The organism is Nocardia sp. NPDC052316, from assembly GCF_044547795.1.
In the GTDB taxonomy this organism is placed as follows: Bacteria; Actinomycetota; Actinomycetes; order Mycobacteriales; family Mycobacteriaceae; genus Nocardia.
In genome coordinates, this window is record NZ_JBIUBB010000001.1 from 115,936 (window position 1) to 138,623 (window position 22,688).

The 22,688-nt window shown below is 68.5% G+C and carries 21 protein-coding genes; 13 read left to right on the forward strand and 8 right to left on the reverse strand.

The window, feature by feature from the left end:
- Window positions 1–66 precede the first annotated feature (66 nt).
- Entirely contained in the window at window positions 67–921 is an 855-nt protein-coding gene (locus ACIHA7_RS00500; RefSeq protein ID WP_397284041.1) for a siderophore-interacting protein, read from the reverse strand.
- 225 nt (window positions 922–1,146) lie between these two features.
- Window positions 1,147–2,106 carry a purine-nucleoside phosphorylase gene (locus ACIHA7_RS00505; RefSeq protein WP_397284043.1) on the reverse strand — a complete coding sequence of 320 codons (960 nt, stop codon included), beginning with the start codon at window positions 2,104–2,106 and terminating at the stop codon, window positions 1,147–1,149.
- A gap of 273 nt (window positions 2,107–2,379) precedes the next feature.
- Between ACIHA7_RS00505 and gndA the strand changes: the two genes are divergently transcribed.
- Complete coding sequence (gndA, locus tag ACIHA7_RS00510) at window positions 2,380–3,834, forward strand: NADP-dependent phosphogluconate dehydrogenase (protein WP_397284045.1); 1,455 nt, start codon at window positions 2,380–2,382, stop codon at window positions 3,832–3,834.
- A gap of 46 nt (window positions 3,835–3,880) precedes the next feature.
- Here gndA and ACIHA7_RS00515 read toward each other — a convergent pair whose 3' ends face one another.
- Entirely contained in the window at window positions 3,881–4,372 is a 492-nt protein-coding gene (locus tag ACIHA7_RS00515) for a hypothetical protein (protein WP_397284047.1), read from the reverse strand.
- Window positions 4,373–4,787: 415 nt separating this feature from the next.
- Here ACIHA7_RS00515 and ACIHA7_RS00520 point away from each other — a divergent pair, with 415 nt between their 5' ends.
- Together ACIHA7_RS00520 and ACIHA7_RS00525 are read left to right on the forward strand one after the other, a co-directional pair.
- Entirely contained in the window at window positions 4,788–6,122 is a 1,335-nt protein-coding gene (locus ACIHA7_RS00520; RefSeq protein WP_397284049.1) for a S8 family serine peptidase, read from the forward strand.
- 9 nt (window positions 6,123–6,131) lie between these two features.
- Window positions 6,132–6,383, forward strand: a complete 252-nt coding sequence (locus ACIHA7_RS00525) for a hypothetical protein (RefSeq protein WP_397284051.1) — start codon at window positions 6,132–6,134, stop codon at window positions 6,381–6,383.
- A gap of 10 nt (window positions 6,384–6,393) precedes the next feature.
- On the opposite strand, the gene ACIHA7_RS00530 is transcribed toward ACIHA7_RS00525, so the two are convergent.
- The 3 genes from ACIHA7_RS00530 to ACIHA7_RS00540 form a co-directional block, all read right to left on the reverse strand.
- Window positions 6,394–7,512, reverse strand: coding sequence for an alpha/beta hydrolase (locus ACIHA7_RS00530; RefSeq protein WP_397284053.1), 1,119 nt, complete (start codon window positions 7,510–7,512; stop codon window positions 6,394–6,396).
- A 160-nt stretch (window positions 7,513–7,672) separates the two neighbouring features.
- Entirely contained in the window at window positions 7,673–8,995 is a 1,323-nt protein-coding gene (locus tag ACIHA7_RS00535) for an ATP-binding protein (protein ID WP_397284055.1), read from the reverse strand.
- Window positions 8,995–9,699, reverse strand: coding sequence for a response regulator transcription factor (locus ACIHA7_RS00540; protein WP_397284057.1), 705 nt, complete (start codon window positions 9,697–9,699; stop codon window positions 8,995–8,997). Before ACIHA7_RS00540 ends, ACIHA7_RS00535 begins: the two co-directional genes overlap by 1 nt.
- Before the next feature lie 286 nt (window positions 9,700–9,985).
- Here ACIHA7_RS00540 and ACIHA7_RS00545 point away from each other — a divergent pair, with 286 nt between their 5' ends.
- From ACIHA7_RS00545 to ACIHA7_RS00585, 9 genes are all read left to right on the forward strand, one after another.
- Window positions 9,986–11,485, forward strand: coding sequence for an alpha/beta fold hydrolase (locus tag ACIHA7_RS00545; protein ID WP_397284059.1), 1,500 nt, complete (start codon window positions 9,986–9,988; stop codon window positions 11,483–11,485).
- A gap of 260 nt (window positions 11,486–11,745) precedes the next feature.
- The gene (locus ACIHA7_RS00550; protein WP_397284061.1) at window positions 11,746–12,657 is read left to right on the forward strand and encodes a dihydrodipicolinate synthase family protein; all 912 of its coding nucleotides are present in this window, start codon (window positions 11,746–11,748) and stop codon (window positions 12,655–12,657) included.
- A gap of 19 nt (window positions 12,658–12,676) precedes the next feature.
- Window positions 12,677–14,176, forward strand: a complete 1,500-nt coding sequence (locus tag ACIHA7_RS00555) for an aldehyde dehydrogenase (NADP(+)) (protein WP_397284063.1) — start codon at window positions 12,677–12,679, stop codon at window positions 14,174–14,176.
- Window positions 14,173–15,396 carry an NAD(P)/FAD-dependent oxidoreductase gene (locus ACIHA7_RS00560; protein ID WP_397284065.1) on the forward strand — a complete coding sequence of 408 codons (1,224 nt, stop codon included), beginning with the start codon at window positions 14,173–14,175 and terminating at the stop codon, window positions 15,394–15,396. The genes ACIHA7_RS00555 and ACIHA7_RS00560 overlap by 4 nt, the downstream gene beginning before the upstream one ends.
- Window positions 15,393–15,707, forward strand: a complete 315-nt coding sequence (locus ACIHA7_RS00565; protein WP_397284067.1) for a (2Fe-2S)-binding protein — start codon at window positions 15,393–15,395, stop codon at window positions 15,705–15,707. Before ACIHA7_RS00560 ends, ACIHA7_RS00565 begins: the two co-directional genes overlap by 4 nt.
- Window positions 15,704–17,128 (forward strand): FAD-dependent oxidoreductase, encoded by a 1,425-nt coding sequence (locus ACIHA7_RS00570; protein WP_397284069.1) that lies wholly within the window; start codon window positions 15,704–15,706, stop codon window positions 17,126–17,128. Before ACIHA7_RS00565 ends, ACIHA7_RS00570 begins: the two co-directional genes overlap by 4 nt.
- 1 nt (window position 17,129) lies before the next feature.
- The gene (locus tag ACIHA7_RS00575) at window positions 17,130–18,131 is read left to right on the forward strand and encodes a proline racemase family protein (protein WP_397284071.1); all 1,002 of its coding nucleotides are present in this window, start codon (window positions 17,130–17,132) and stop codon (window positions 18,129–18,131) included.
- Window positions 18,132–18,169: 38 nt separating this feature from the next.
- Window positions 18,170–19,603: an amino acid permease gene (locus ACIHA7_RS00580; protein ID WP_397284073.1), complete on the forward strand. Its 1,434-nt coding sequence runs from the start codon at window positions 18,170–18,172 to the stop codon at window positions 19,601–19,603.
- 42 nt (window positions 19,604–19,645) lie between these two features.
- Complete coding sequence (locus tag ACIHA7_RS00585) at window positions 19,646–20,320, forward strand: GntR family transcriptional regulator (protein ID WP_397284075.1); 675 nt, start codon at window positions 19,646–19,648, stop codon at window positions 20,318–20,320.
- A gap of 16 nt (window positions 20,321–20,336) precedes the next feature.
- Here ACIHA7_RS00585 and ACIHA7_RS00590 read toward each other — a convergent pair whose 3' ends face one another.
- Together ACIHA7_RS00590 and ACIHA7_RS00595 are read right to left on the reverse strand one after the other, a co-directional pair.
- Complete coding sequence (locus tag ACIHA7_RS00590) at window positions 20,337–20,654, reverse strand: hypothetical protein (RefSeq protein WP_397284077.1); 318 nt, start codon at window positions 20,652–20,654, stop codon at window positions 20,337–20,339.
- 190 nt (window positions 20,655–20,844) lie between these two features.
- Window positions 20,845–21,303 carry an SRPBCC family protein gene (locus ACIHA7_RS00595; RefSeq protein ID WP_397284079.1) on the reverse strand — a complete coding sequence of 153 codons (459 nt, stop codon included), beginning with the start codon at window positions 21,301–21,303 and terminating at the stop codon, window positions 20,845–20,847.
- Between the two features lie 189 nt (window positions 21,304–21,492).
- Between ACIHA7_RS00595 and ACIHA7_RS00600 the strand changes: the two genes are divergently transcribed.
- Window positions 21,493–22,551: a metallophosphoesterase gene (locus ACIHA7_RS00600; protein WP_397284081.1), complete on the forward strand. Its 1,059-nt coding sequence runs from the start codon at window positions 21,493–21,495 to the stop codon at window positions 22,549–22,551.
- The last annotated feature ends 137 nt before the right edge of the window (window positions 22,552–22,688 follow it).

Here is a 22,688-nt window from a genome sequence, read left to right on the forward strand (position 1 = left end):
ACATTCAAACGCCTGCCGCCGAGTTGTCTCGGTGGCAGGCGGGTCGTGCCGAAGTCGCCTGCGCCGCTAGTCGCCGGCTTCCTCATGGTCTTCGTCGAAGTCCGCCTGGCCGCGCTTCCAGTAGGCCGTCACCTCGGAGTCGCCGGGCTCGGCCCGCAGTACCTCGCGCACCCAGCGCCGCAGCGGCCGCACCACGCCCGCCTCGGCGGCGATCCAGGCATATACCCGCTCGCCATCGGGGATCGGCACCGCGCGCACGGCACGCTCGAGCAGGTCCGAGGTCCCCGGTGCCGCGGCTCCGCGATGCAGCCACCGCACCTCGACGCCCGCGGGGGCGATGAGTTCGGTCTCCTCGGTGGCGTCGGCCACCTCGATGAACGCCCACCCCGCCGCTTCCGACGGCAGCGCCTCCAGCCAGCGGGCGATCGCGGGCAATGCGGTGATATCCCCGGCCAGCAGATAGCGGTCGTAAGTGAACGGCACCACCAGTCCGCCGGGCGGACCCGCGATGTAGACGCTGGTCCCCGGCGTCGCGGCGACGGCCCACTCCGCGGCGTGCCCGCCGGGGTGCACCGCGAAATCGATGTCGAGCTCGTTGGCGACCGGGTCGTAGCGACGGACCGTGTACTCCCGCGAAAGCGGTAGCGGGCGCGGCCATTTCAGGGACAGATCGACCTGCTCGGGCAGGCGCAGCGTGCCGTCGGCGTCGGGGAAGATCAGCCGAACGTGCTCGGTCGGCGCGTGACTCTCGAAGCCGCCGAGTTCGGGTCCGGCGAAGGTCAACCGGAGCAGTCCGGCACCGACCATCCGTGTGTCCCGTACCGTCGCTTCACGCAGCCCCACCGGGTACGGCACCTTCGCCCCACCCGCGCCCTGATCGAGCACCTCAGCGATTCGTTCGCGATGAGCAGCTCGGTTCATGCGGCCGCGCCGATCTTCGTCATGTGCGTGATATCCCTTGCGTTGCTTGGAAACCCATCGACCAATCGAGCCGATCGTGCGCTGCGCAGCGCAAACATGAGGTTAGCCTAACTTAATATTACAGACAAGACGGGCAGGCGCACCTCACATTCGCCGCACCCGCGCCCCTCGGTTGTCGGACCGACGCCCGTGCAGACCGGCTAGCAGCGGCCGCCCAGCACCGGGTCAGCGCGCCGGTTCGTATCGATTCTTCAAGAAGTAGTCGACAACCGTGCGCCCGACCGCGTAGCCGTTGTCGAGCGACAAACGGAAGCCCGCGGACTGCTGCTCGAGATGGTCGAGCACGCTCTGCCCCGGATACGGCTGGTCGAAATTGCACACGGTGCGCAAGGCCAGGTATCGGTCGAGGTAACCGTGCCGGTCCAGAACGGCGGCCGTCGCGTTGTCCTCCATCTGGGTGGTGCAGTAGTTGCCCTGGCCGTTGGTGCGGACCCCCATGATGTGCCGGGCGGTGTCGGAGAGTTCCTTGCCGGAGAACCAGTCGTCGCCGGTCATGGTGTCGCACTTGGTCACCGACGGCTTGCGGTCCGGCTGGCCGAACAGCGCGCGTTCGGCGGCGGCCTCGGGGCTGTCGGCCAGGGTGGCGTGCTCGGTCAGGCCGAAGGCGGTCTCGACGAGCTGCTCGTTCAGGTGGTAGGCGGCAGTGTTGTAGCTCTCGACGGGGCGGTAGCCGTGCGGCAAGCTCGGCGCCTCGGCGGGCACGAGGTGGTTGCCGAGATCGAAGTCGACTACCCAGCGGGCCCAGGTCGCGGAGCCGAGGGTGACCTGGTCCGGCGGCGCGCCCGCGGTGCCGACGGTGAGGAAGTGGGCCTTGGTGAAGTCGAGTTTCGGGCTGTCCAGCAGGGCCATCATGGTGGCCGCGGCGTTGGTCTTGCCCTGCCCGGTCTCGGCGACGCACAGCCCGTCGGCGTTGCAGTGCACCGGTTTGTACGCGGTCGGGACGTCGACGGTGATCGGCAGCGACTCCCGCTGCAGCCACGGCTCGGTCTCCGGATCGAACATCGTGATGACCAGAACGCCGACCTCGACCGGGCTCGCGGCGGACTTTCCCTCGTCGCCGCAGCCCGCGGTCATGGCGACCGTGGTGAACACCGTCAACGCGACTATCCAGCGACGTAGGGGCACCCGGCGATCCTATGCCAAGGCCCCTTGCACCCCTCGCCGCGGCGGTGACCTGCACGAACGGCGGGTCGCTCGAACCGGGGCCGACCCGACGAGCCCGGCAGGGCACCCATGTAGGTTGGACGACAGGTTCTCTTGCGACACAAGCGGAACCACCGGACCCGCTACCCGCGGCTTCGGTGCGCACCGCTTGCCAGGGCGATCAGCAGCACGCTCACAAGTCGAGCAGTCGGTGGAGCGCGGCCGGGTCCGCGCCGAGTGAAAGGCCTTTTCAGCATGACGTCTTCGGCGGGATCGAACGCACGCGCCCACATCGGGGTCACCGGCCTCGCGGTGATGGGGAGCAATATCGCGCGCAACTTCGCCCGGCACGGACACACCGTCGCGCTGCACAATCGCAGCATCGCCAAGACCGACGCGCTGCTCGCGGCGCACGGCGACGAGGGCGATTTCGTGCGCACCGAGACCATCGAGGAGTTCGTCGGCGCGCTGCAGCAGCCGCGCCGGGTGCTGATCATGGTCAAGGCCGGCGATCCGACCGACGCGGTGATCGAGGAACTCGCCGCCGCCATGGACGAGGGCGACATCATCATCGACGGCGGCAACGCCCTGTTCACCGACACCATCCGCCGGGAGAAGTCGCTGCGCGAGCGCGGCCTGCACTTCGTCGGCGCCGGCATCTCCGGCGGCGAGGAGGGCGCGCTGAACGGTCCGGCCATCATGCCGGGCGGGCCGAAGGAGTCCTACGAGGTGCTCGGCCCGCTGCTGGAGTCGATCGCCGCGCAGGTCGACGGCACCCCGTGCTGCACGCACATCGGCCCGGACGGCTCGGGTCACTTCGTGAAGATGGTGCACAACGGCATCGAGTACGCCGACATGCAGCTCATCGGCGAGGCCTACCACCTGTTGCGCGACGCGCTCGGCCTCGACGCCAAGCAGATCGCCGACGTGTTCACCGGCTGGAACCAGGGCGAGCTGGAGAGCTACCTCGTCGAGATCACCGCCGAGGTGCTCAACCAGGTCGATGCCAAGACCGGCAAGCCGCTGGTCGACGTCATCCTCGACGCGGCCGAGCAGAAGGGCACCGGCCGCTGGACCGTCAAGGCGGCGCTCGACCTCGGCGTACCGGTGACCGGCATCGCCGAAGCGGTGTTCGCCCGCGCCCTGTCCGGGGCGACCGGCCAGCGCCGCGCCGCCGTCGGACTCGCCTCGGGCCGGCTCGCCGACAAGCCCACCGATGTCGAGCAGTTCACCAAGGACATCGAGCGCGCGCTGTACGCGTCCAAGGTGGTCGCCTACGCCCAGGGCTTCGATCAGATCGCCGCGGCGAGCACCGAATACGACTGGAACCTGCGCCCCGGCGACCTCGCCACCATCTGGCGTGGCGGCTGCATCATCCGCGCCCGCTTCCTGAACCGCATCAAGGACGCTTACGACACCAACGCGCAGCTGCCGAGCCTCATCCTGGACCCGTTCTTCCAGGAGGCCATCGAGAACGCGATCGACAGCTGGCGCCGCGTGGTCTCCGCCGCCGTCCAGCTCGGCATCCCCGTGCCTGCCTTCGCCTCGTCGCTCGCGTACTACGACGGGCTGCGCGCCGAGCGTCTCCCGGCCGCCCTCACCCAAGCGCAGCGCGACTACTTCGGCGCGCACACCTACGAGCGGATCGACCTGCCGGGCAAGTTCCACACCCTGTGGAGCGGCGACCGCAGCGAGATCAAGGCCGACTGAAACCCGCACCCGAGTGGCCCGGCCGACTATCGGCCGGGCCATTCGGTTACTGCGCCTGGAACTCCACGCTGCACTCGCCGTTGGTGTAATTCTGGCCCTCGCCGTGATTGAAAACGCTGAGGGTCAACGCGAGCCGGCCGGCTTTCGTCTCGACCGCGGGGATGGACAGGACGTTCTCGGGGCCTTTCACCAGCGCCGAGGTGTCCGCCACGCCACTTTTGCCGGTGTCGATATTCGCCCAGACAACGGAGAATTTCTGTTCGTAGGCGATATCCGTTCCGGCATTCGTCTGAAGCTGCAGATCGAGCGAGCCATTACTGGAGATCGCGAATACATCGCTGGACGCCGGGGTGGTGAAGTCGCCCGCCGGGACGGGGTAGGACATGGTGCAGAGTTTGTCCGACGGCGCGGGCGGGGCGGCGAACGCGGCCGGTGCGCCGATCGTCGTTGCCGTGATACCCGAGATAGCGGCGATTACCGATAAGCCCGAGATTGTTCGTGATTTCATCAAACCGTCCCATCGAATATCGAGATGCACTGGTCTAACCTGGGTTGCCGCCCGGCCGATAAGGTCCAGCCTTGGCGGCGCCGCCTTCGAGACTAGCGATCGTCAAGGCGACGTGACAGTGCCCCGGTGCCGAAAGATGCGCCAGCAGAGCGGTTCCCAGCCCGCTGGACATCAAAATGTTTGCACCACAGCCTTTCTGGTTATGACTAGCGGAAACGATGCGTGACGTTCACTGCGTAACCCGACCGCTTGTTGCCCCCTAGCGTTCGACCAGGGGCGTCGCCGGGCGCAGCGGACGGCGTATTGTGATATATGACACCCTGTTCGGAGAAATTGCTGGCAGCTTGCGGTTCTCGCCGTTGCGGCCCGGACAGCCGTGTCGAGTTCGGCCGTATGTGGCGTGGCCGACGCGAACTTCGGGCCGGAGGGCGGCATTATGTCGGACATGCGTGTACTTATTCAGCTTCGCCCTTCCGTCGATCTGATTACCGCAGTGGCCGATCGCGCGGTACCGGTCGCCTCCGCCGACATTGCCGGGCATCTGCGCGGCATCGAGCTCGATCATTCCTTCGCTCCCGTGGCGATACCGAAAAGTGTTGCCGCCGTGACCGAATCCGATCAGTTGAGTTATGCGCTACGACCGGATAACGCGTCGGTGGTGGTGCGCGGCGTGCTCGACGACGACGGTCTCGCGGAAAGTTTGTCGCAATTGTCTGCCGCGCGCGGCGTCACCGGAGTATTCGCCGATCCCGCCATTCAGACCAACCTCACCTGTGGTGACACGCCCGCCGTCGGCACCTGGCACGATGTCGAAACCCTGCTGCACCACGGCGATCTGACGGCCGCGGGCCTGGACGGCGCGTCGGTGGCGCTGGCCATCGTCGACACCGGCATCAATGCCGCACGGGTCGAGCAGGTGCGCGGCGGGCCGGTGAAAATCGATAAGGCGCGTAGCTGGAACCCGCCAGGGGTCAGCGGTATCGCGGGCGAGTTCCCCGTCGACCACGGCACGATGTGCGCGTTCGACGCGCTGATCGGCGCGCCGAAGGCGGCCCTGATCGATATCCCGGTGCTGCGCAGCAGGCGACCGGGCGGCACGGTGATGGAGGGGCTGCTGTCGGACGCACTGGCCGCCTACGCCCACCTGCGCACGGTGCTCACCGATCAGCCCGCGGCATCGCGCGCCCTGGTGATCAGCAACAGCTGGGGCTCGTTCTCGCCGAAGTGGGATTTTCCGGTCGGGCAGCCGGGTAACTACTCCGACAATCCGGCCCACCCGTTCAACGTGATCGTCGGCTCGCTCGAAACCGCGGGCGCCGACATCCTTTTCGCCGCGGGCAACTGCGGACGGGACTGCCCGGACGGCCGCTGCGCGTACAAGGACAAGCCGATCGGCGGCGCCAACTCGCATCCGAGCGTCCTGTCCATCGGCGGTGTCGACACCACCGGTCAGCGGGTGGGCTACTCGTCCCAGGGGCCGGGCCGATTGACCGCACGCAAACCGGACGTCTGCGCCTACACCCACTTCCTCGGGTCGACGGCCTTCGGCGCGACCGACCCGGACACCGGCACCTCCGCGGCGTGCCCGGTCGCGGCGGGCCTGATCGCGGCCGTCCGCACCGAATGGTCGGCGACCGAGTTGCCGCCCGCGCAGCTGCGGGCCCTGGTGCAGCGCACCGCCGCCGCGCAGGCCGGGGGTTACAACTACGACTACGGGTACGGGGTCGTCGACGCGGCCGCGATCCTCGCGGAACTGAAACGAACGACGTCCCGCGCGTAACGTAGGGGCATGCCGTTGCTCACCATTCGGCTCCCCAGGGAGGCGACCCTGACCGCCGCGCTGCGCGAGCTGAAGCTCACCGTCGACGACGTCGACATCGCCTTCGGTCTGGTCCCCGTCGATCCCGAGGCCGGGCTGTACGCCCTGCGGGTGACCGATGCGGCGGCGGCTCGCGTGCATACCTATGGACCCGATATCCAGATTTTCGCGGACCCGCGCATCGAGCCGGGCAACGGATCGGACGGTGAGCTTAGCGCGTGAGCCGCGCTCGTCACCGGAACATCGAAGACATCCAATCCTTCACTGCTGCTTGATATTCGGCGGTATTGCGGGCGAGATTCATCGAATGCCCGCTACCGGGCAGCACGTAGGTGCGTAACTTGGCGGCGGGGCCGAAGTATGGCGCCTCCGCGGCGGCCAGGGCCGCGGTGTTCGCGCATGCGTTGAGGCACAACCGGTCTGCGCTTCCATTGGTGACCATTACCGGTACGTCGATGAAGTTGGTCGTCGGCGGCAGAGTGGAGGTCAGGCCGTCGGGATACTCCGTCAACGAGAAGACTTCTTTGGTCGCCTCGTCGGTCGCGAGCACCGCGGGATCGTAATTACCCGCACCGTAGAAATCGGAGGCACGCGTGCCCGGCCGCGTGGTCAGATAACCGGGGTCATATCCCCGGCCGGCAAAGCGCGGATCCTGCGCCGCCGGATAGTAGGTGCCGATCACGCTGAGCGTTCCGGCCATGTTCAGACTGTGCGAAAACCCGGTCAGCAGCACACCGTCGACGTCGTGATAGGTGCCGGCCTCGAGGACCGCGACACCGGAGCTGAGCGAATGCCCGCCGGTGATGACCTTCCGGAACGGCTGTACACCGGGCAGCCCCTGCCGGACCACGCCGACGAGCCGATGCAGGGCCTGCACCGAACCGGTCGCGGTCAGCGACGCGCTCGGCGGCCGAGTGCTGTCGCCGTTTCCGAACCGATCGACCACGAGTGTCGCGTACCCCGCGGCATTCATCGCGCGCCGAAAGTTATAAGTCTCGGGGGCGTACGGGAAATCCCAATAGGTGTGGTTGTAATTGGAGCCCGGCATCAACACCATGATGATGTCCGTCGGCGTGGCCGGCATGCATAAGTCGGCGGCCAGATTCCCGGTCGGTGGCACCGGAAAGTAAACCGCAGTGCAGCTTTCGGATAACACGGGGTGATCGGCGCGGGCGAGGCCCGGCGTGAGACAGAGGATTGTCGATACGACAAGAATCCAGATCGAAGCCCGCACGCGCCGCTCTCCCTCGGAGACACACGAGGGCAACCACTGCGGTACCCATTGTTGAGTCATCAACCCGGAGGCTAGCCCGCGAACTGGGCCATGCGCAATACCTATCACCGCGCTCACGGGATTCACCACCGTCGGCCTCACCGACGGAGATGCATTGCCGCACTTGGTGAACCGACCAACACAATTGGTCACCCGCTCAGTTGCGGACCGGCGGAATGAGAGTCGCGAGGTCGACCCGCCGCATATGACCTACGGCGGCATCGGCCGCAATCGACGCTCAGTCCCGACGGCGGCGGTGCGCGCCTGCGTCGTCGATCGGGGGCAGCCGGAACCCGATGCGTGCGCCGGGCCCGTGCTCGGCGAAGACGGTGCCGTCGTGTGCGGCGACAATGTCTCCGACAATGGCGAGGCCGAGCCCGGAACCCGGTGTGCCCTGGGTGTTCGCGGCGCGATAGAACCGATCGAAGATCGCGGTGGTGTCGCCGGCGGCGATGCCGGGTCCCTGGTCGCGCACCGTCAACTCGGTGTGCTGGATGCGCACCTCGATCGGGCTGTCCGGCGGGCTGAACTTGATCGCGTTACTGAGCAGATTGTCCACGCACCGCGCCAGTGCCCGTGGTCGCGCGAGCACGGGGGCGGGATCGTCCGCGGTGACGGTGATGGCGCGGCCGCTGCGGTGCCGGAAACGTTGGGCGCAGTCCTCGGCCAGCGCGGGCAGGTCGAGCACGGTGGGCTCTTCGGCGGTGTGCTGGTCGGTGGCGAGTTCGACCAGCTCGGCGACCAATGCGTCGAGCGCCGCGGACTCCTTGACCAGGGTATCGAGCACCTGGGTCTCGTCGTCGTGGTCGAGTCGGCCCCGCGCCCGTTGCAGCAATTCGGCGCTGCCGCGAATCGAGGTCAGCGGGGTGCGCAGCTCGTGGCTGGCGTCCTGGACCAGCCGCTGCTGCTGCGCCCTGGAGCGGCGGAGCGCGCCGAGCATCGTAGCGAAAGATCCGGTGAGCCTGCCGATTTCGTCTCGGCCGGTGGGCGGCAGCGGCACCGACAGGTCCCGGGTGGAGCTGATCTGCTCGGTCGCGGCGAGCAGCCGCCGGACCGGCCGCAGGATACGGCCGATGGCCAGCCAGCTCAGCAGCGCCGACAGCGCCACCGCGATGGCGGTGATATCGCCGGTGCGCCACAGGAATTCGTTATCGATCCGCTCGGGTTGCTGATACCGCTGCGCCACCATCACCGCCCCGCCGCCGGGGCGCGGCTTGGTGAGGATGCCGTAGGGCAGCCCGTCCAGCTCGATGTTGTACTCGGCGGTGCCGCTGCCGGTTCTGGCGACCGCGCGGTCGGCCTCGGCGACCGGCAGCGACACCTGCCCCGGTACGAGCGGGTGCGCGGCGCCGTCGGCGGACAGCAGTTGCTCGATGGTGTCGGACCGTTCGGGCAGCACGGCGGGCAGCACCGCGATCACGGCGTCGGCGCGGTCGTTGAGACTGCGGTCGATCTGCTCGGCAACCAGCTCGGAGACCCCGCGGTAGGACGTCGCGAGCGTGACGACGATCGCGGCGACCACGGCAACGATGACGACGAGGGTGATCCTGGCGCGCAACATCAGGCGGGGCGCACGGCGTAGCCGACATTGCGGACGGTGTGGATCAACCGCGGTTCGCCGTTCTGCTCGGTCTTGCGCCGCAGGTAGCCGATGTACACATCGAGCGAGCGGGACTCGGTGTCGAAGTCGAAACCCCAGATGTGCTCGTAGATCCGGCTGCGGGACAACACGATTCGCGCGTTGCGCAGCAACAGCTCCAGCACGTCGAACTCGGTCTTGGTGAGCTCGATCGGCCGCTGCCCGCGATACACCTCGCGCGTCGCCGGATGCAGCGTCAGGTCGGCGACGGAAAGCACGGCGGCGTCCTCGTCCATGGTGCTGCGGCGCAGCAGCGCCCGCAGCCTGGCCAGCAGTTCGTCGGTCGCGAACGGTTTGGGCAGGTAGTCGTCCGCCCCCGCGTCCAACCCGGCCACCCGATCACCGATCTGATGCCGCGCGGTGAGCACCAGAATCGGCAGCCGGTCGCCGCGCCTGCGCAGCAGCCTGCACAGCGACAACCCATCCAGCCGCGGCATCACCACATCGACCACCGCCAGATCCGGCTGTATCTCCTCGAGCATCTCCAAGGCTTGCTGCCCGTCACCGGCCAGGTGCACGCGATACCCCTCGAAGCGCAGCAACTGGTCCAGCGTGCTGCGCACATGCGGGTCGTCCTCGACGACGAGCACGGACGCGGCCGGTTCTGGCGAGCTCGATCTGGTCACCCCAACATTGTTGCTGGCAAGTAGCGAATCCGCCGTACCCCCCGGCCCACTCCGTGACCGCCGTCACTCTCCGCCGAGAGACCAGAATCGCCGCACCGTTTCTCGGGAGCCGCACCGGCTCCGGGGGGCCATAGGCAGTGCGGATCCCGAGCGAGGGTGCGGCGCCGTCGGCCGGGTGGATTCTTACGTGATTTTGTCGCGGACCTCGCGGAGCGTTGACGTCTGCCGCGCAGGATTCCTCTCGACTCCGCTGAATACGGGAGATGTGGCAAAGAAGGGAATTTCGATGATGCGCAAGGGAATGCGGTCGCTCGCGGGCTTGGTGGCCGCGCTGGCCGCCGCGACATTGGTCACCGGATGCGGCAGTGACAGTGCGCCGCCGCCCGGCCCCGATTGGTGCCCGACGGTGCCGGGGCATCAGGTCCAGTGCGGCGTGGAGTCGCGGCCGCTGCTGGCCGAGCGGCCCGAATTGGGCACTGTCGCAGTGAGTTACGCGCTGATCCGGCGCAGCAACCTGGACGTGCCCGCCGCGGGCACCGTCACCCCGAACCCGGGCGGACCCGGGGTACCGCTGATCTCGCACGCCGCGCAGGCCACCCAGCTGGCCGCGCAACTGCTCGACGATCACGACCTGCTGCTCATCGACCCGCGCGGCACCGGCCTGTCCAGCCCGGTGGACTGCGGCGCCGACGAAGCGGGCTACGAGCTCGGCACCCGCCACTACCAGCAGCAGACGGTCGCGACGTGCGGCGAACGGCTCGGCGTGCGGGCGGCGGGCTACACCTCGGCGGCGACCGCCGATGATTTCGACGCCGTGCGGGCCCGGCTCGGGATCCCGAAGCTGGTGCTGTACGGCATTTCCTACGGCACCTACCTGATGCCGGTCTACGCCGAACGCCACCCCGATCATGTGCAATCCATCGTGCTGTCCGGTGCCTACCCGCCCGACTTCGACCTATTGTCTCGACCCAACGCGGAGGCGGTATCGCTTGCGCTACAACGTATCTGCGATCGAAGTCGCGCCTGCGACGGCGCGACCGCCGTCGCCGATTTGCGCACGGTGGCTCGACGACTTGCCACCACTCCCCTGTCGATCACCGGCCCGAATCCCCTGCAGCTCAGCGAGAGCAAGCTCGCCACCCTCGCCTTCGAGGTGGCGACCACCGGCGTCGGCGCCGATCCGCAGCAGCCGACCCTGCTCGGCATGCTGCCCGCCGCGCTGCACACGGCGGCCAACGGCGACGACACCGCACTGCGGCAGTGGACCGAGCGTGCGGCCGCCGAGCCGACCGCCGAGAGCATCGATCTCTACATCACGGTTGCCTGCAACGACTACCCCAACCTCTGGTCACGTGAGTCGGCCTTGCCCGAGCGGGAGCGGCAATACCGGGAAGGCCTCGCCGCAGCGGGCCCCGACGGTGTCGGCGCCTTCAGCGCCGCGGGATTCAGCGCCGGACAACGCGACGGCGGCGACGCCTGCATCCGGTGGCCCGCGCTCACTCGCCCGCAACCGGTGCACGCCCGCGCGGCGCTGCCGAACGTTCCGGTGCTGGTGCTGTCCGGTGACCTCGACGCCATCACTCCCGACGCGAACGGCCAACGGGTAGCGGCCGGGTTCCCGCAGGCGACCTTCCTGTCGGTGCCCAACACCGGTCACGTGCCCGACCTGGAACCCACCGGCTGCATCGCAGGCATCATCAACCGGTTCGTCCGCACCGGCGCGCCGGGCCCGACCTCCTGCGTGGCCGCCATCCCACCGATCGCCGTCACCCCCGTGCCGAAGTGATTGAGCACGCTCGAACAAACACCCAGCTCTGACCCGGTGCGGCTGATCGCGAATCGATCAGCCGCACCGTCCGTCGTCCCATCGGTGAACGGAAGCAGCTGGGCGACAAGGGCTTCCAACCGCCACCACCAACGCTTCCCCAGTCGCTCCTACCTCTTGCGTGACCCCCATCACTCCGCTACTTTGTGCAATGTCACACGTCACATGACATTCGGTCTGGTTTTTACCGGCCCGGACAATCGCGCAGATGGAGGCCTCACATGTCCGAACCGATCACCTCAGCCGTGACCAAGCCCTGGCACGGGATCCTGGTTGCGACGACCCTGCCGTTCGCTGAGGACTACTCGGTCGACTACGACGCCTACGCGCAACATGTGCAGTGGCTGGCCGCCAACGGCTGCCACGGCGTGAGCCCGAACGGGTCGCTCGGCGAGTACCAGACCCTCGACGACGCGGAGCGGGCCAGGGTGGTGACCACGGCGGTTGCGGCCGCACCCGACGGCTTCACGGTGATGCCGGGCGTCGCCGCCTACGGTGCGCTGCAGGCGCGCAAGTGGGCCGAGCAGGCCGCCGAGGCGGGCGCCCACGCCGTGATGCTGTTGCCACCCAACACCTACCGCGGCGGGCGCGACTCGGTGCTGGATCACTACCGCACGGTGGCCGCGGTAGGCCTGCCGATCGTGGCGTACAACAACCCGTTCGACACGCGCATCGACCTGACCCCCGACATCCTGGCCGAGCTGCACGGCGAGGGCCTGATCGTCGCGGTGAAGGAGTTCACCGGTGACGTGCGGCGCTTCTACGAGATCAAGGAGCTCGCGCCCGAACTCGATGTGCTCGTCGGCTCGGACGACGTGCTGCTCGAACTCGGCATCGCAGGCGCGGTCGGCTGGGTCGCGGGTTACCCCAACGCCATCCCCCGTGCCACGGTCGAGCTGTACAACGCCTCGGTCAGCCGGGATCTGGACAAGGCGCTTCCGCTGTACCGCGAGCTGCACAAGCTGCTGCGCTGGGACTCGAAGCCGCAGTTCGTGCACGCGATCAAGCTGTCGATGGACCTGGCCGGACGGCACGGCGGCAAGTGCCGCCCGCCCCGGGTTCCGCTGGCGCCGGAGCTGATCGCGAAGCTCACCGAGGACACCCGCGACGTGCTCGCCAAGGGTTACCGGTAAGCAGTCGGTAGATCATCGGGTGCAGACGAAAGACGAGGAGCCAGCGATGACCGATAGCGCGGTCGAATCCGTTCGCGACACCACCGCCGACGAGGTCGATGCCATTGCCACCGCCGCAGCGACCGCGGCGGGGCCATGGGCAGCCATGGCGTTGACCGACCGGGCCGGGGTGTTGCGCGCCGTCGCCGACCGGATCGACGCACAAGCCGGCGAGCTGATCCCGCTGGCGATACGCGAGACACACCTGTCCGAACCGAGGCTCGCCGGTGAGCTGCGGCGCACCACTTTCCAGCTGCGCCTGTTCGCCCAGTCGGTGCTCGACGGCGACTTCCTCGACGTGCGCATCGACACCGCGGACGCCGAATGGCCGATGGGTGCGCCCCGACCGGATCTGCGGCGGATGAATATCGCACTGGGGCCGGTGGTCAACTTCGCGGCGAGCAACTTCCCGTTCGCCTTCTCCGTCGCGGGCGGCGATACCGCGTCGGCGCTCGCGGCGGGCTGCCCGGTGATCGTCAAAGCCAGTCCGGGGCATCCCGTGCTCTCCCGCGCGGTCGGTCGCGTGGTCGAGGCGGCGCTCGCCGAATACGGCGCTCCGAGTGGCACATTCGGGCTCGTCTTCGGCCGGGACGCCGGCGTGCGGACCCTGACCCACCCCGCGATCGCCGCCGCGGCGTTCACCGGCTCCACCGCGGGCGGACGGGCGCTGTACGACCTGGCATCGCGCCGTCCGGTGCCGATCCCGTTCTACGGGGAACTCGGCTCCATCAACCCGGTCTTCGTCACCGAGGCGGCCGCGCGGACCCGGGCGGCGGAGATCGCGGCGGGGCTGCTCACCGCGGTGAGTGCCAGCGCGGGTCAGCTATGCACCAAGCCCGGCCTGGTCGCAATCCCCGAGGAGGCACCGGTTTTCAGCGAACTGGCCGCGCTGATCCGGAGCAAGTCTGTGCCGACCGGAGACCTGCTCAACGACGAGATCGCCACGGGCTTCGCGCGAGCCGTCGCGCGGGTACGCGCGCACCCGAATGTGGAACTGCTCGCCGGTGGCGGCCAGGACGAGGCGCTGCTGCTCGCCACCACCGCGCGCACGGTGCTCGCCGATCGCGATGCCCTGATGCACGAGATGTTCGGGCCGGCAACACTTCTCGTCAGCTACCGCGACACCGCCGAATTGCTCGAACTGGCTCGCGCGATGGACGGCCAGCTGACCGTCTCCCTCTTCGGCGAGCAGGTCGACGACACCGCCCGCGCGCTCACCGCCGCCGCCGTGCAGACCGCAGGCCGGGTGCTGTGGAACAGCTGGCCCACCGGACTCTCGGTGACCTACGCGCAGCAGCACGGCGGGCCCTACCCGGCGACGACCGCGCCGACGGCGACCTCGGTGGGTACCGCGGCGATCTTCCGATTCCTGCGGCCGGTGACCTACCAGTCCGTGCCCGAGGAGCTGCTACCGCTCGAATTGCGCACGGACAACCCGCTTTCGGTGCCGCGCTCGGTGAACGGAGCACGCGCACAATGACGGCAGCCCCGCCCCGCGACACTTCCCTGCGGGGAACAGACGTCCTGATCATCGGTGGCGGCGTGATCGGGTGCGCGCTCGCCGAACAGCTCACCCGCGCCGGTGCTTCGGTCCGCGTCTGCGAGCGGGGCGGGGTCGCCTCGGGCACCACCGCGCACGGCGAAGGCAACGTGCTCGTCTCGGACAAGGGACCGGGGCCGGAACTGGCGCTCGCCCAACTGTCTCGGCGACTGTGGCCCACCGTGCTGGCGCGGATCGCCGAACGGCTACCGCACGACGCGGCGGCCGTCGAATGGGAATCCAAGGGCGGCATCGTCGTTGCCACCACCGACGCGGGCGCCGCGGCGCTGACCGCATTCGCCGAGGGCCAGCGCGGTGCCGGGGTCCAGTGCGAGCACCTGGACGCGGCGCAACTGGCCGCGGCCGAGCCCGCACTCACCCGCGACGTGTGTGCGGCCGTGTACTACCCCGAGGACGCGCAGGTACAACCGGCCGGCGCCGCGACCGCACTGCTCGGCGCGGCGGTGGCAGCGGGTGCGGTCGTCGAGACCCGGTGCGAGGTCACCGCCCCACTGCTCCGCGACGGTCGGCTGATCGGCGTAGCGACCACCCGAGGTCCGCGGCACGCGGACATCGTGATCAACGCGGCAGGCCCGTGGTCGGGCCAGGTGTCGGAGTTGCTCGGCGCGCCGATCGCGATCAAGCCGCGCCGAGGCGACGTGCTCATCACCGCGCCCATGCCGCCGACGGTGTTCCACAAGGTCTACGACGCGGATTATGTAGGCGCCGTTGGCAGTTCGGACGCGGCCCTGCAGTCGTCGGCCGTTGTCGAGTCGACCAGGGGCGGCCCGCTGCTGCTCGGCTCGTCGCGCCGCCAGTGCGGATTCGACGACCGGCTGCGCCCCGACAGCCTGGCCGCCATCGCGCGAAAGGCGCTGCGGCTGTATCCGATCCTGGCCGACGTCGCGATCATGCGGGCGTACGGCGGTTTCCGTCCCTACGTGGACGACCATCTGCCGGTTATCGGCCCCGATCCGCGCCTGCCCGGCCTGTGGCATGCGACCGGGCACGAGGGCGCTGGTATCGGCCTCTCGGTCGGCACCGCCCAACTGGTCGCCGCCGCCCTGGCGGGTCACCCCGGCGAGGTCGACATCGCGGCCTTCGCCGTCGACCGGCCCGCCGTCAGCACCGCACCGAGGACGGAGCAGGTACACCGATGAGCCCACATCTGATTCGACCGGAGGCCGATCCGGTCGGCCGCGCCGATCGACCACTGACGGTCACCGTCGACGACACCCCGGTGCCGGGCGTGCACGGTCAGACACTCGCCACGGTGCTGCTGGCCGCCGGTCGCACGCACTGGCGTACCGCGCCCACCGGCGGTCCGCGCGGTGTGTTCTGCGGCATCGGTGTGTGTTTCGACTGCGTCGCCACCGTCAACGGTGTGCCGGATGTTCGGCTGTGCCGACGTCCGGCGCGCGACGGCGATGTCGTCACCACCCAGTCGCGGCGGATGGGAGACGCTCGATGACCAGACATGTGGTGGTGATCGGCGGTGGCCCGGCAGGCACCGCGGCCGCCGAATCCGCGCTGCGGCACGGCGCGACGGTGACGCTGATCGACTCGAACGAGGCCTTGGGCGGCCAGTACAACCGGCGCATCCCGGCCGCGTACGGCATCCGGCGGCCGCTCGACATCGGCCACGGATACGCCGCGGCAGCGCGCCGCGCCCGCTTGCTGATCGAACATCCGCGCTGCGAGTACCTTCCGTTGGCCGCCGTCTATCAGATCGAGCGCCACCACGAAGGCGGTTGTCCCGCAGTCCGATTGCTGGTCGGCGCCGAGGGTGACCGGCGGGTACACCGGGTGGTCCGTGGTGACGCGCTGGTGCTCGCCACCGGCGCCTACGACCGGGTGTGCCCCTTCCCCGGTTGGGACCTGCCCGGCGTCTATACCGCCGGTGCCGCACAGACCCTCGCGAAAACACAGCGCCTCCTGGTCGGCCGGTCCGTATTGGTCTCCGGCACCGGCCCGTTCCTGCTTCCGGTCGCACAGTCGCTGGCCGAGAACGGCGCCGACGTGCGGGCAGTGCTGGAAGCCAATCCAGGCCGCACGATCTTGCGGCACTGGGCCGCTCGTCCTTGGCAGCTGCGGCACAGTGCGGGCAAGGCCGTGGAACTGTTCGAGTACGTGGCATCCGGTGTGCGGCATCGGATTCCGTTGCACACCGGGCAGGCGGTGGTCGCGGTGGCGGGCGACGGCCGAGTGGAAGAGGCCACCGTGGCCCGGCTCGACGCGAATTGGACGCCGATCCCGGGTAGCCACCGCACCGTCGCGGTGGACGCGGTCGCGGTCTCGCACGGGTTCACGCCGCAGCACGAGCTCGCGGTCGCGGCCGGCGCGCGACTGACCGAGAACGGCTTCGTGTACGTCGACGACACCCAACAGACCTCCGCCGAATGTGTCTGGGCCGCAGGGGAAATAACCGGCATCGGCGGCTCTCAGGTCGCCGCCGTCGAAGGGGCTGTCGCCGGCCTGGCGGCAGCGGGTGGCACCGCCGACCGGGCGCTGCTGGCGCGCCACCGGACGGCCGGGCAATTCGTGGCCCGCCTCGCGGCCGCGCACCCGATCCGGCCCGGCGTGCTCACCTGGACCCGCCCCGACACCGTCATCTGCCGATGCGAGGGCACCACCTGCGGCGAGCTGACCACCGCCTGGTCCAGCGCCGCGGGCGCCGGCTATCGCACCGCCAAGCTGGCCACCCGCGCCGGACTCGGCCCGTGCCAAGGACGGATGTGCGCGGCGAACATCGAGGCGTTACGCGACCAGCCGCACTCCGATCAACGCACGGCGGCACCGGGTCTCGCGGCGGCAAGCGCGGCCTGGCGACCGCTCGCCGCGCCCGTGCGATTGCGTGAACTCGCCGAACTCGACACCGAAGGGCAGTCCTGACATGCGCAGCAACACCATCATCTCCGCGATCGACACGCACACCGAGGGCATGCCGACCCGGGTGATCACCGGCGGCGTCGGCACCATCCCCGGCGACACCATGGCGGCGCGGCGCGTGTACTTCGCCGAGCACCTCGACGGCTTACGCAAACTGCTGGTCAACGAGCCGCGCGGGCACGCGTCGATGAGCGGCGCCATCCTGCAACCGGCCACCACCGACGACGGCCACTACGGCGTGCTGTTCATCGAGGTCAGCGGGCTGCTGCCGATGTGCGGACACGGCACCATCGGTGTCGCAACGGCATTGGTGGAGGCGGGCATGGTCCCGGTCACCGAGCCGGTCACCGAGATCCGGCTCGATACCCCCGCCGGACGCGTCGTCGCCTCGGTGGCGGTCAGCGGCGGTCACGCCGACTCGGTCACCCTCCGCAACGTGCCCGCCTACTGCGACAGCCTCGACAACGAGGTGGAGGTGCCCGGTCTCGGGCGGGTCCGCTACGACATGGCCTACGGCGGCAACTTCTACGCCATCACCGATCTCGGCAAGCTCGGGCTGCCGTTCGACCGCGCACACAAGGACCGCATCCTCGACGCCGGCCTGCGAATCATGGCCGCCATCAACGAGTTCCAGCGGCCCGTCCATCTCACGGACGAGCGGATCGCCGGCTGCAAGCACGTGTTGTTCCTCGACCCGGCCGCCGCGCCCGCCCACACCCGCCACGCGATGGCCATCCACCCCGGCTGGTTCGATCGCTCCCCCTGCGGCACCGGCACCTCCGCGCTGCTCGCGCGCCAGCACGCCCGCGGCTTCCTCACCGATGACCAAGTGCTGCAGAACGATTCGTTCATCGGCACCACCTTCTACGCCCGCGCCGTCGAGGCCACCACGGTCGGCGACCGCCCCGCGATCGTGCCCGCCATCACCGGCCGGGCCTGGCTCACCGGGACAGCGAATTACCTGCTCGACCCCACCGACCCTTTCCCCGAGGGCTTCGTCTTCTAACCACCCGCTCTACTGCTCCACCTCGAAAGGCCCCGTCAATGAAGACAGTCGTCACCAAACCTGCCCGCCCGCCGCTCACCAAGGGCGGTGTCCTGCGGCGAATGCCGGTGGTCGTCGCCGACACCGGCGATTTCACCAAGAGCATGGGGCTGTGGCAACTGGTCGCGCTGAGCCTCGGCGGCCTGGTCGGCGCGGGCGTGTTCTCGCTGGCCGGTGTGGTGGCCAACGAGGTGGCGGGGCCAGCGGTGCTGATCTCCTTCGCCATCGCGATCATCGCGTCGGGGGCGGCGGGGCTCTGCTACGCCGAGTTCGCGGGCATGGTCCCGCGCGCGGGCTCGGCGTACACCTACTCCTACGTCGCGCTCGGCGAGATCATCGGTTTCATGATCGGCTGGGATCTGTTGCTGGAGTACACCGCCATCGTGTCCGTCGTGGCCATCGCGGTGTCCGGGTATCTCAACTACATCACCCACTATCTCGGCTTCGACCTGCCCACCTGGGCGCTCGGCGCGCCGGGCACCGGGGACGGGCACCGGGTCGATCTCTTCGCGGTCCTGCTGTGCCTGCTCTTGGCTTTCCTGCTCTCGCGGGGCACCCGTGAATCCGCCAGGGTGCAAACGGGTCTGGTCGCCTTGAAGATGCTGATCGTCGCGATCGTGGTCGTCGCGGGCGCGTTCCACATCAAGGCGGGTAACTACCAGCCGTTCTTTCCGTTCGGCGTCGGCGGCGCGGTCTCCGGTGCGGCACTGGCCTTCTTCGCGGTCTACGGCTACGACGCGATGAGCGCGGCCGCCGAGGAGTCCAAGGACGGCAAGAAGCTGATGCCCAAGGCGATCATGATCAGTCTCGGCATCGCGTCGCTGGTCTATCTGCTGGTCTGTCTCGTCATCGTCGGCATGGTCAACTACACCGATATCAACGTCTCGTCGCCGTTCGCCAGCGCCTTCGATTCGGTGGGGATGGGCATCCTCGGCCTGGTCATCGCGGTCGGCGCGGTGGTGGGCGTCACCACCTCGGCGTTCGCCAACATGCTCGCGGTGACCCGGGTCGGCTTCGCGATGAGCCGCGACGGTCTGCTGCCGTCCTACTTCGGCAAGTCCAGCACGGTCCGCAAGGTGCCGACCCGGGTGATCTGGCCGGTCGGCATCGTGTCGGCGCTGATCGCAGGCTTCCTGCCGATTCGGGAAGCCGCCGAGCTCACCAACGTCGGCATCCTGATGGCCTTCATCGTGGTGGCGCTCGGCGTCATGCGGCTGCGCCGGACCCGGCCCGAGGTCGAGCGCGCGTTCCGGACCCCGTGGGTACCGGTGGTGCCGCTGATCGGGATAGTGTTCTCCATCTGGCTGATCAGTCACCTCACCTGGGTCACCTGGCTCCGGTTCGTGGCCTGGCTGCTGCTCGGCCTGGGGGTGTACCTCGCCTTCAGCTACCGGCACTCGAAGCTGAACAGCGGCGACAGCTCGCTGATCTGATAGAAGTGGTGCTCGCACACAGGAGAAACCCGGAGCGCAGTGATGATCGAACGGCTGGTTATACCCAAGCGGCCCACGCTGCGCGACCACGTGTCCGACGCACTGCGTGCCGCGATCATCTCCGGTGAACTGGAGCCGGGCGTGCTCTACTCGGCGCCGTGGCTGTCGGAGCGCTTCGGGGTCTCCCCCACGCCGGTGCGCGAGGCCATGCTGGATCTGGTGAAGCAGGGCTTGGTGATCTCGGTGCCGAACAAGGGTTTCCGGGTCACCGAGATCTCCGACGCCGACCTCGACTCGATCGCCAAGATCCGGATGCTGCTGGAGCCGCCGAGTGTCCGCGCGATCGTCGGCACCATTCCCGAGTCGGATATTCCGGGTCTGCGGGTGCAGGCCGACAAGATCGTCGATGCGGCCAAGCGCGGCGATCTCGTCGAGTACGTCGACGCCGATCGGCAATTCCACCTGATGCTGCTCGACTACTGCCACAACCCGCGCCTGTCGCAGATCGTCGGCGACCTGCGCGCGCAAACCCGCCTGTTCGGTCTCGCCGCGCTCGTCGAGCGCGGCGAGCTCGACAAATCAGCGCAGGAACACCACACGATCATCGACCTGATCGAGCAGGGCCGCGCCGAGGAACTCGAACAGTTCCTGCGCAGACACATCGGGCACGTCCGCGGTATCTGGGCGGCGGGCAATACCCCCGACGAAGACGTCTAGCAGGGACGCCGCCGAATCAGATCGGACGTCCGAAGCGCACCGACTGGAAGTCCGAACGGTACTCACGGGTGCCGGGCGGAAAGAGCTCCCCGAACGTTCCACTGCAATCGCTGTTCCGGAACGTTTCAGCGGCGCGGTCGGTGGCGTTTTCGGTGTAGTCGACACCGACGATGCGGTAGCACTTGCCGTCTTCCGGGTCCTGCAGTCGCTGCTGCGTACCATCGGGGCTGGTGTAGATGAAGTCGCCGGTCGCGGCCTGAGCGGTACCTGCCGGACCGAGAGCCAACAGCAGAACCGCGCCGACCATTGGCACAACTTTGCCGATGTGTTTCATAGCAATGCCTTCCGCGAAGCCGTACCCACATATCTCGTGAAATGCGGGGGTTCCCGGATCCGGTTGTTACCGGCCCGGTTCGTTCCGACAGGTCGACGCCACCGCATGACGGTTCCGCATGACCGGATCAATCATGCTGTCTGTCAATGAATTCGAGCAAGGCCCCAGTTGTTCGGCCTTCGGCCAGCGGTCAGTGGCGCTCGGCGACCTCGGCGAGTCTGTCGAGCGAGGCCTGCAGTTTGTCGGGAGTGGTGGCGCGGGCGCGAACGAGGCGCTTCTCGTCGGTCAGCTGGGACCAGTCATAGGTGTGGGTGACTCGGGTGTGGTTGTCGTCGATGGGCTCGACTTCCCAGCGCCAGAGGTGGCCGGGCGGCTGCTGGCCGGGTTCGGACGGAAGCCAGGCGATGCGACGGCCCTCGTCGAACTCCACGATGTGGTTGTGCCGGTCGGCACCGGTGGTGAGCGTCATGACGAACACGTCGCCCACCGCGCGAACCCGCTGATCGGGCGCGGCGGTCGCGAGATTTTCGTTGCCGTCCCAGCGCGGCTGCTGCGCCGGATCGGCGATCAGCTCGAAGACCTCCGCCGAAGCTGCCGCGATGTCGCGACTGGCGGTCACCGTGCGCGATGAATCGATGTTGTCCGTCATGGTCTCGATCGAAGCACTCGGTAGCCGACTGCGCCAGGCGCGAGCGCATCCACACCCCAAAGACCCGATAGCGACACCACCTCCTGTTTGCCCGAATGATGGGGGATTCGTCCCACGCCCACCGCGCACAGTTCGTCCGGCCCAGTTAAACGTTGTCACTTCAACCTGTCGCACCCAGGGAGGCAGTAAGTGGACGATCGAAACAACCAGCTGTGTATGTCCAGGCGCGGGCTGCTCGTCGGCGCGAGTGTCTTGGCCGGGAGTCTGGTGCTGCCCGGTATCGCCAACGCGGACAGCAAGTTTCCGATGCCGACCGGCCCGGACATCACCGTGCTGATCACCGGCGACGCGGGGACCGGCCAGGCCGGGCAACGCGCGGTGGCCGCCGCGGCGAAGCGGATCTGCCAGGCGGAGGGGGTGTCGCTTGCGGTCGGGCTCGGCGACAACATCTACGAGGACGGTGCGGAGAGCGCGGACGACGACGAGTTCTCGATGAAGTTCGAACAACCCAACGCGGGCATCGACGTGCCCTGGTTGATGGTGCTCGGCAATCACGACTGCAGCGGGATCTTCGCGGGCAGCGGCGGGAATCCGAGCAAGGGCGATCACGAGGTCGCCTACCACCAGCGTTCCGCGCGCTGGTACATGCCGTCCCGGTATTACCAGGTGGCGCTGCCCGCCGGGACGGAGCCGCTGGTCGAATTCTTCGCGCTGGACACCGTTCCCGTCTCCTCGACGGTGCTGCAGACCGATCCGCACTACCAGTGGGACGGCCCGTACATGCGCGGGCAGCGCCAGTGGCTGGAACGCGCGCTGACCGCGTCCCGCGCGACATGGAAGATCGTGCTGACCCACCACCCCTACCGCAACAACGGAAAGCATGGCAACGCAGGCGCTTACGACGGCGTCACCACCGGCGACTACATGAGCGGCCGGCATCTGAAGGAGCTGTTCGAAGAGGTCGTCTGCGGCAGAGCGGATTACATCCTTTCCGGGCACGACCACACCTCGCAGATCCTGGATTCCGCCGGTGCGTCCCGCGGCACTCAGCAGATCGTCTGCGGCGCCTCCGCCAAGCAGGGCGACGGCTCGTCGGCCGTCACCAATAAAGCCTTCTGGCAGGACTTTTCGAGCCTAGGCTTCATGATCGCGAAGATCCGCCGCACCGCGGTCACCCTCGATGCCTACACCGTCGACGCCGCGACCGGCACGGCGCGACCGGCCTATTCCCACGTTCGTCCGCGCTGACGGCCGCCAACCCCTCCGAGAAATCTTTCGGGCCAAGCTGATTCGCCGAGTCTGCCATCGATCCGACGCCCGCGAGCGGACGAATGATCATGGAAACGTCACGAGCGCGTCATCCACGCCTGGTCCGATCAGATCCG

Bases quoted from the DNA above. Each gene is read 5' to 3' on its own strand.
- ACIHA7_RS00500 (WP_397284041.1), bottom strand. From the start codon at position 921: ATGAACCGAGCTGCTCATCGCGAACGAATCGCTGAGGTGCTCGATCAG.
- gndA (WP_397284045.1), top strand. From the start codon at position 2,380: ATGACGTCTTCGGCGGGATCGAACGCACGCGCCCACATCGGGGTCACC.
- ACIHA7_RS00520 (WP_397284049.1), top strand. From the start codon at position 4,788: ATGCGTGTACTTATTCAGCTTCGCCCTTCCGTCGATCTGATTACCGCA.
- ACIHA7_RS00525 (WP_397284051.1), top strand. From the start codon at position 6,132: ATGCCGTTGCTCACCATTCGGCTCCCCAGGGAGGCGACCCTGACCGCC.
- ACIHA7_RS00535 (WP_397284055.1), bottom strand. From the start codon at position 8,995: ATGTTGCGCGCCAGGATCACCCTCGTCGTCATCGTTGCCGTGGTCGCC.
- ACIHA7_RS00545 (WP_397284059.1), top strand. From the start codon at position 9,986: ATGATGCGCAAGGGAATGCGGTCGCTCGCGGGCTTGGTGGCCGCGCTG.
- ACIHA7_RS00550 (WP_397284061.1), top strand. From the start codon at position 11,746: ATGTCCGAACCGATCACCTCAGCCGTGACCAAGCCCTGGCACGGGATC.
- ACIHA7_RS00560 (WP_397284065.1), top strand. From the start codon at position 14,173: ATGACGGCAGCCCCGCCCCGCGACACTTCCCTGCGGGGAACAGACGTC.
- ACIHA7_RS00565 (WP_397284067.1), top strand. From the start codon at position 15,393: ATGAGCCCACATCTGATTCGACCGGAGGCCGATCCGGTCGGCCGCGCC.
- ACIHA7_RS00570 (WP_397284069.1), top strand. From the start codon at position 15,704: ATGACCAGACATGTGGTGGTGATCGGCGGTGGCCCGGCAGGCACCGCG.
- ACIHA7_RS00575 (WP_397284071.1), top strand. From the start codon at position 17,130: ATGCGCAGCAACACCATCATCTCCGCGATCGACACGCACACCGAGGGC.
- ACIHA7_RS00580 (WP_397284073.1), top strand. From the start codon at position 18,170: ATGAAGACAGTCGTCACCAAACCTGCCCGCCCGCCGCTCACCAAGGGC.
- ACIHA7_RS00585 (WP_397284075.1), top strand. From the start codon at position 19,646: ATGATCGAACGGCTGGTTATACCCAAGCGGCCCACGCTGCGCGACCAC.
- ACIHA7_RS00590 (WP_397284077.1), bottom strand. From the start codon at position 20,654: ATGAAACACATCGGCAAAGTTGTGCCAATGGTCGGCGCGGTTCTGCTG.
- ACIHA7_RS00595 (WP_397284079.1), bottom strand. From the start codon at position 21,303: ATGACGGACAACATCGATTCATCGCGCACGGTGACCGCCAGTCGCGAC.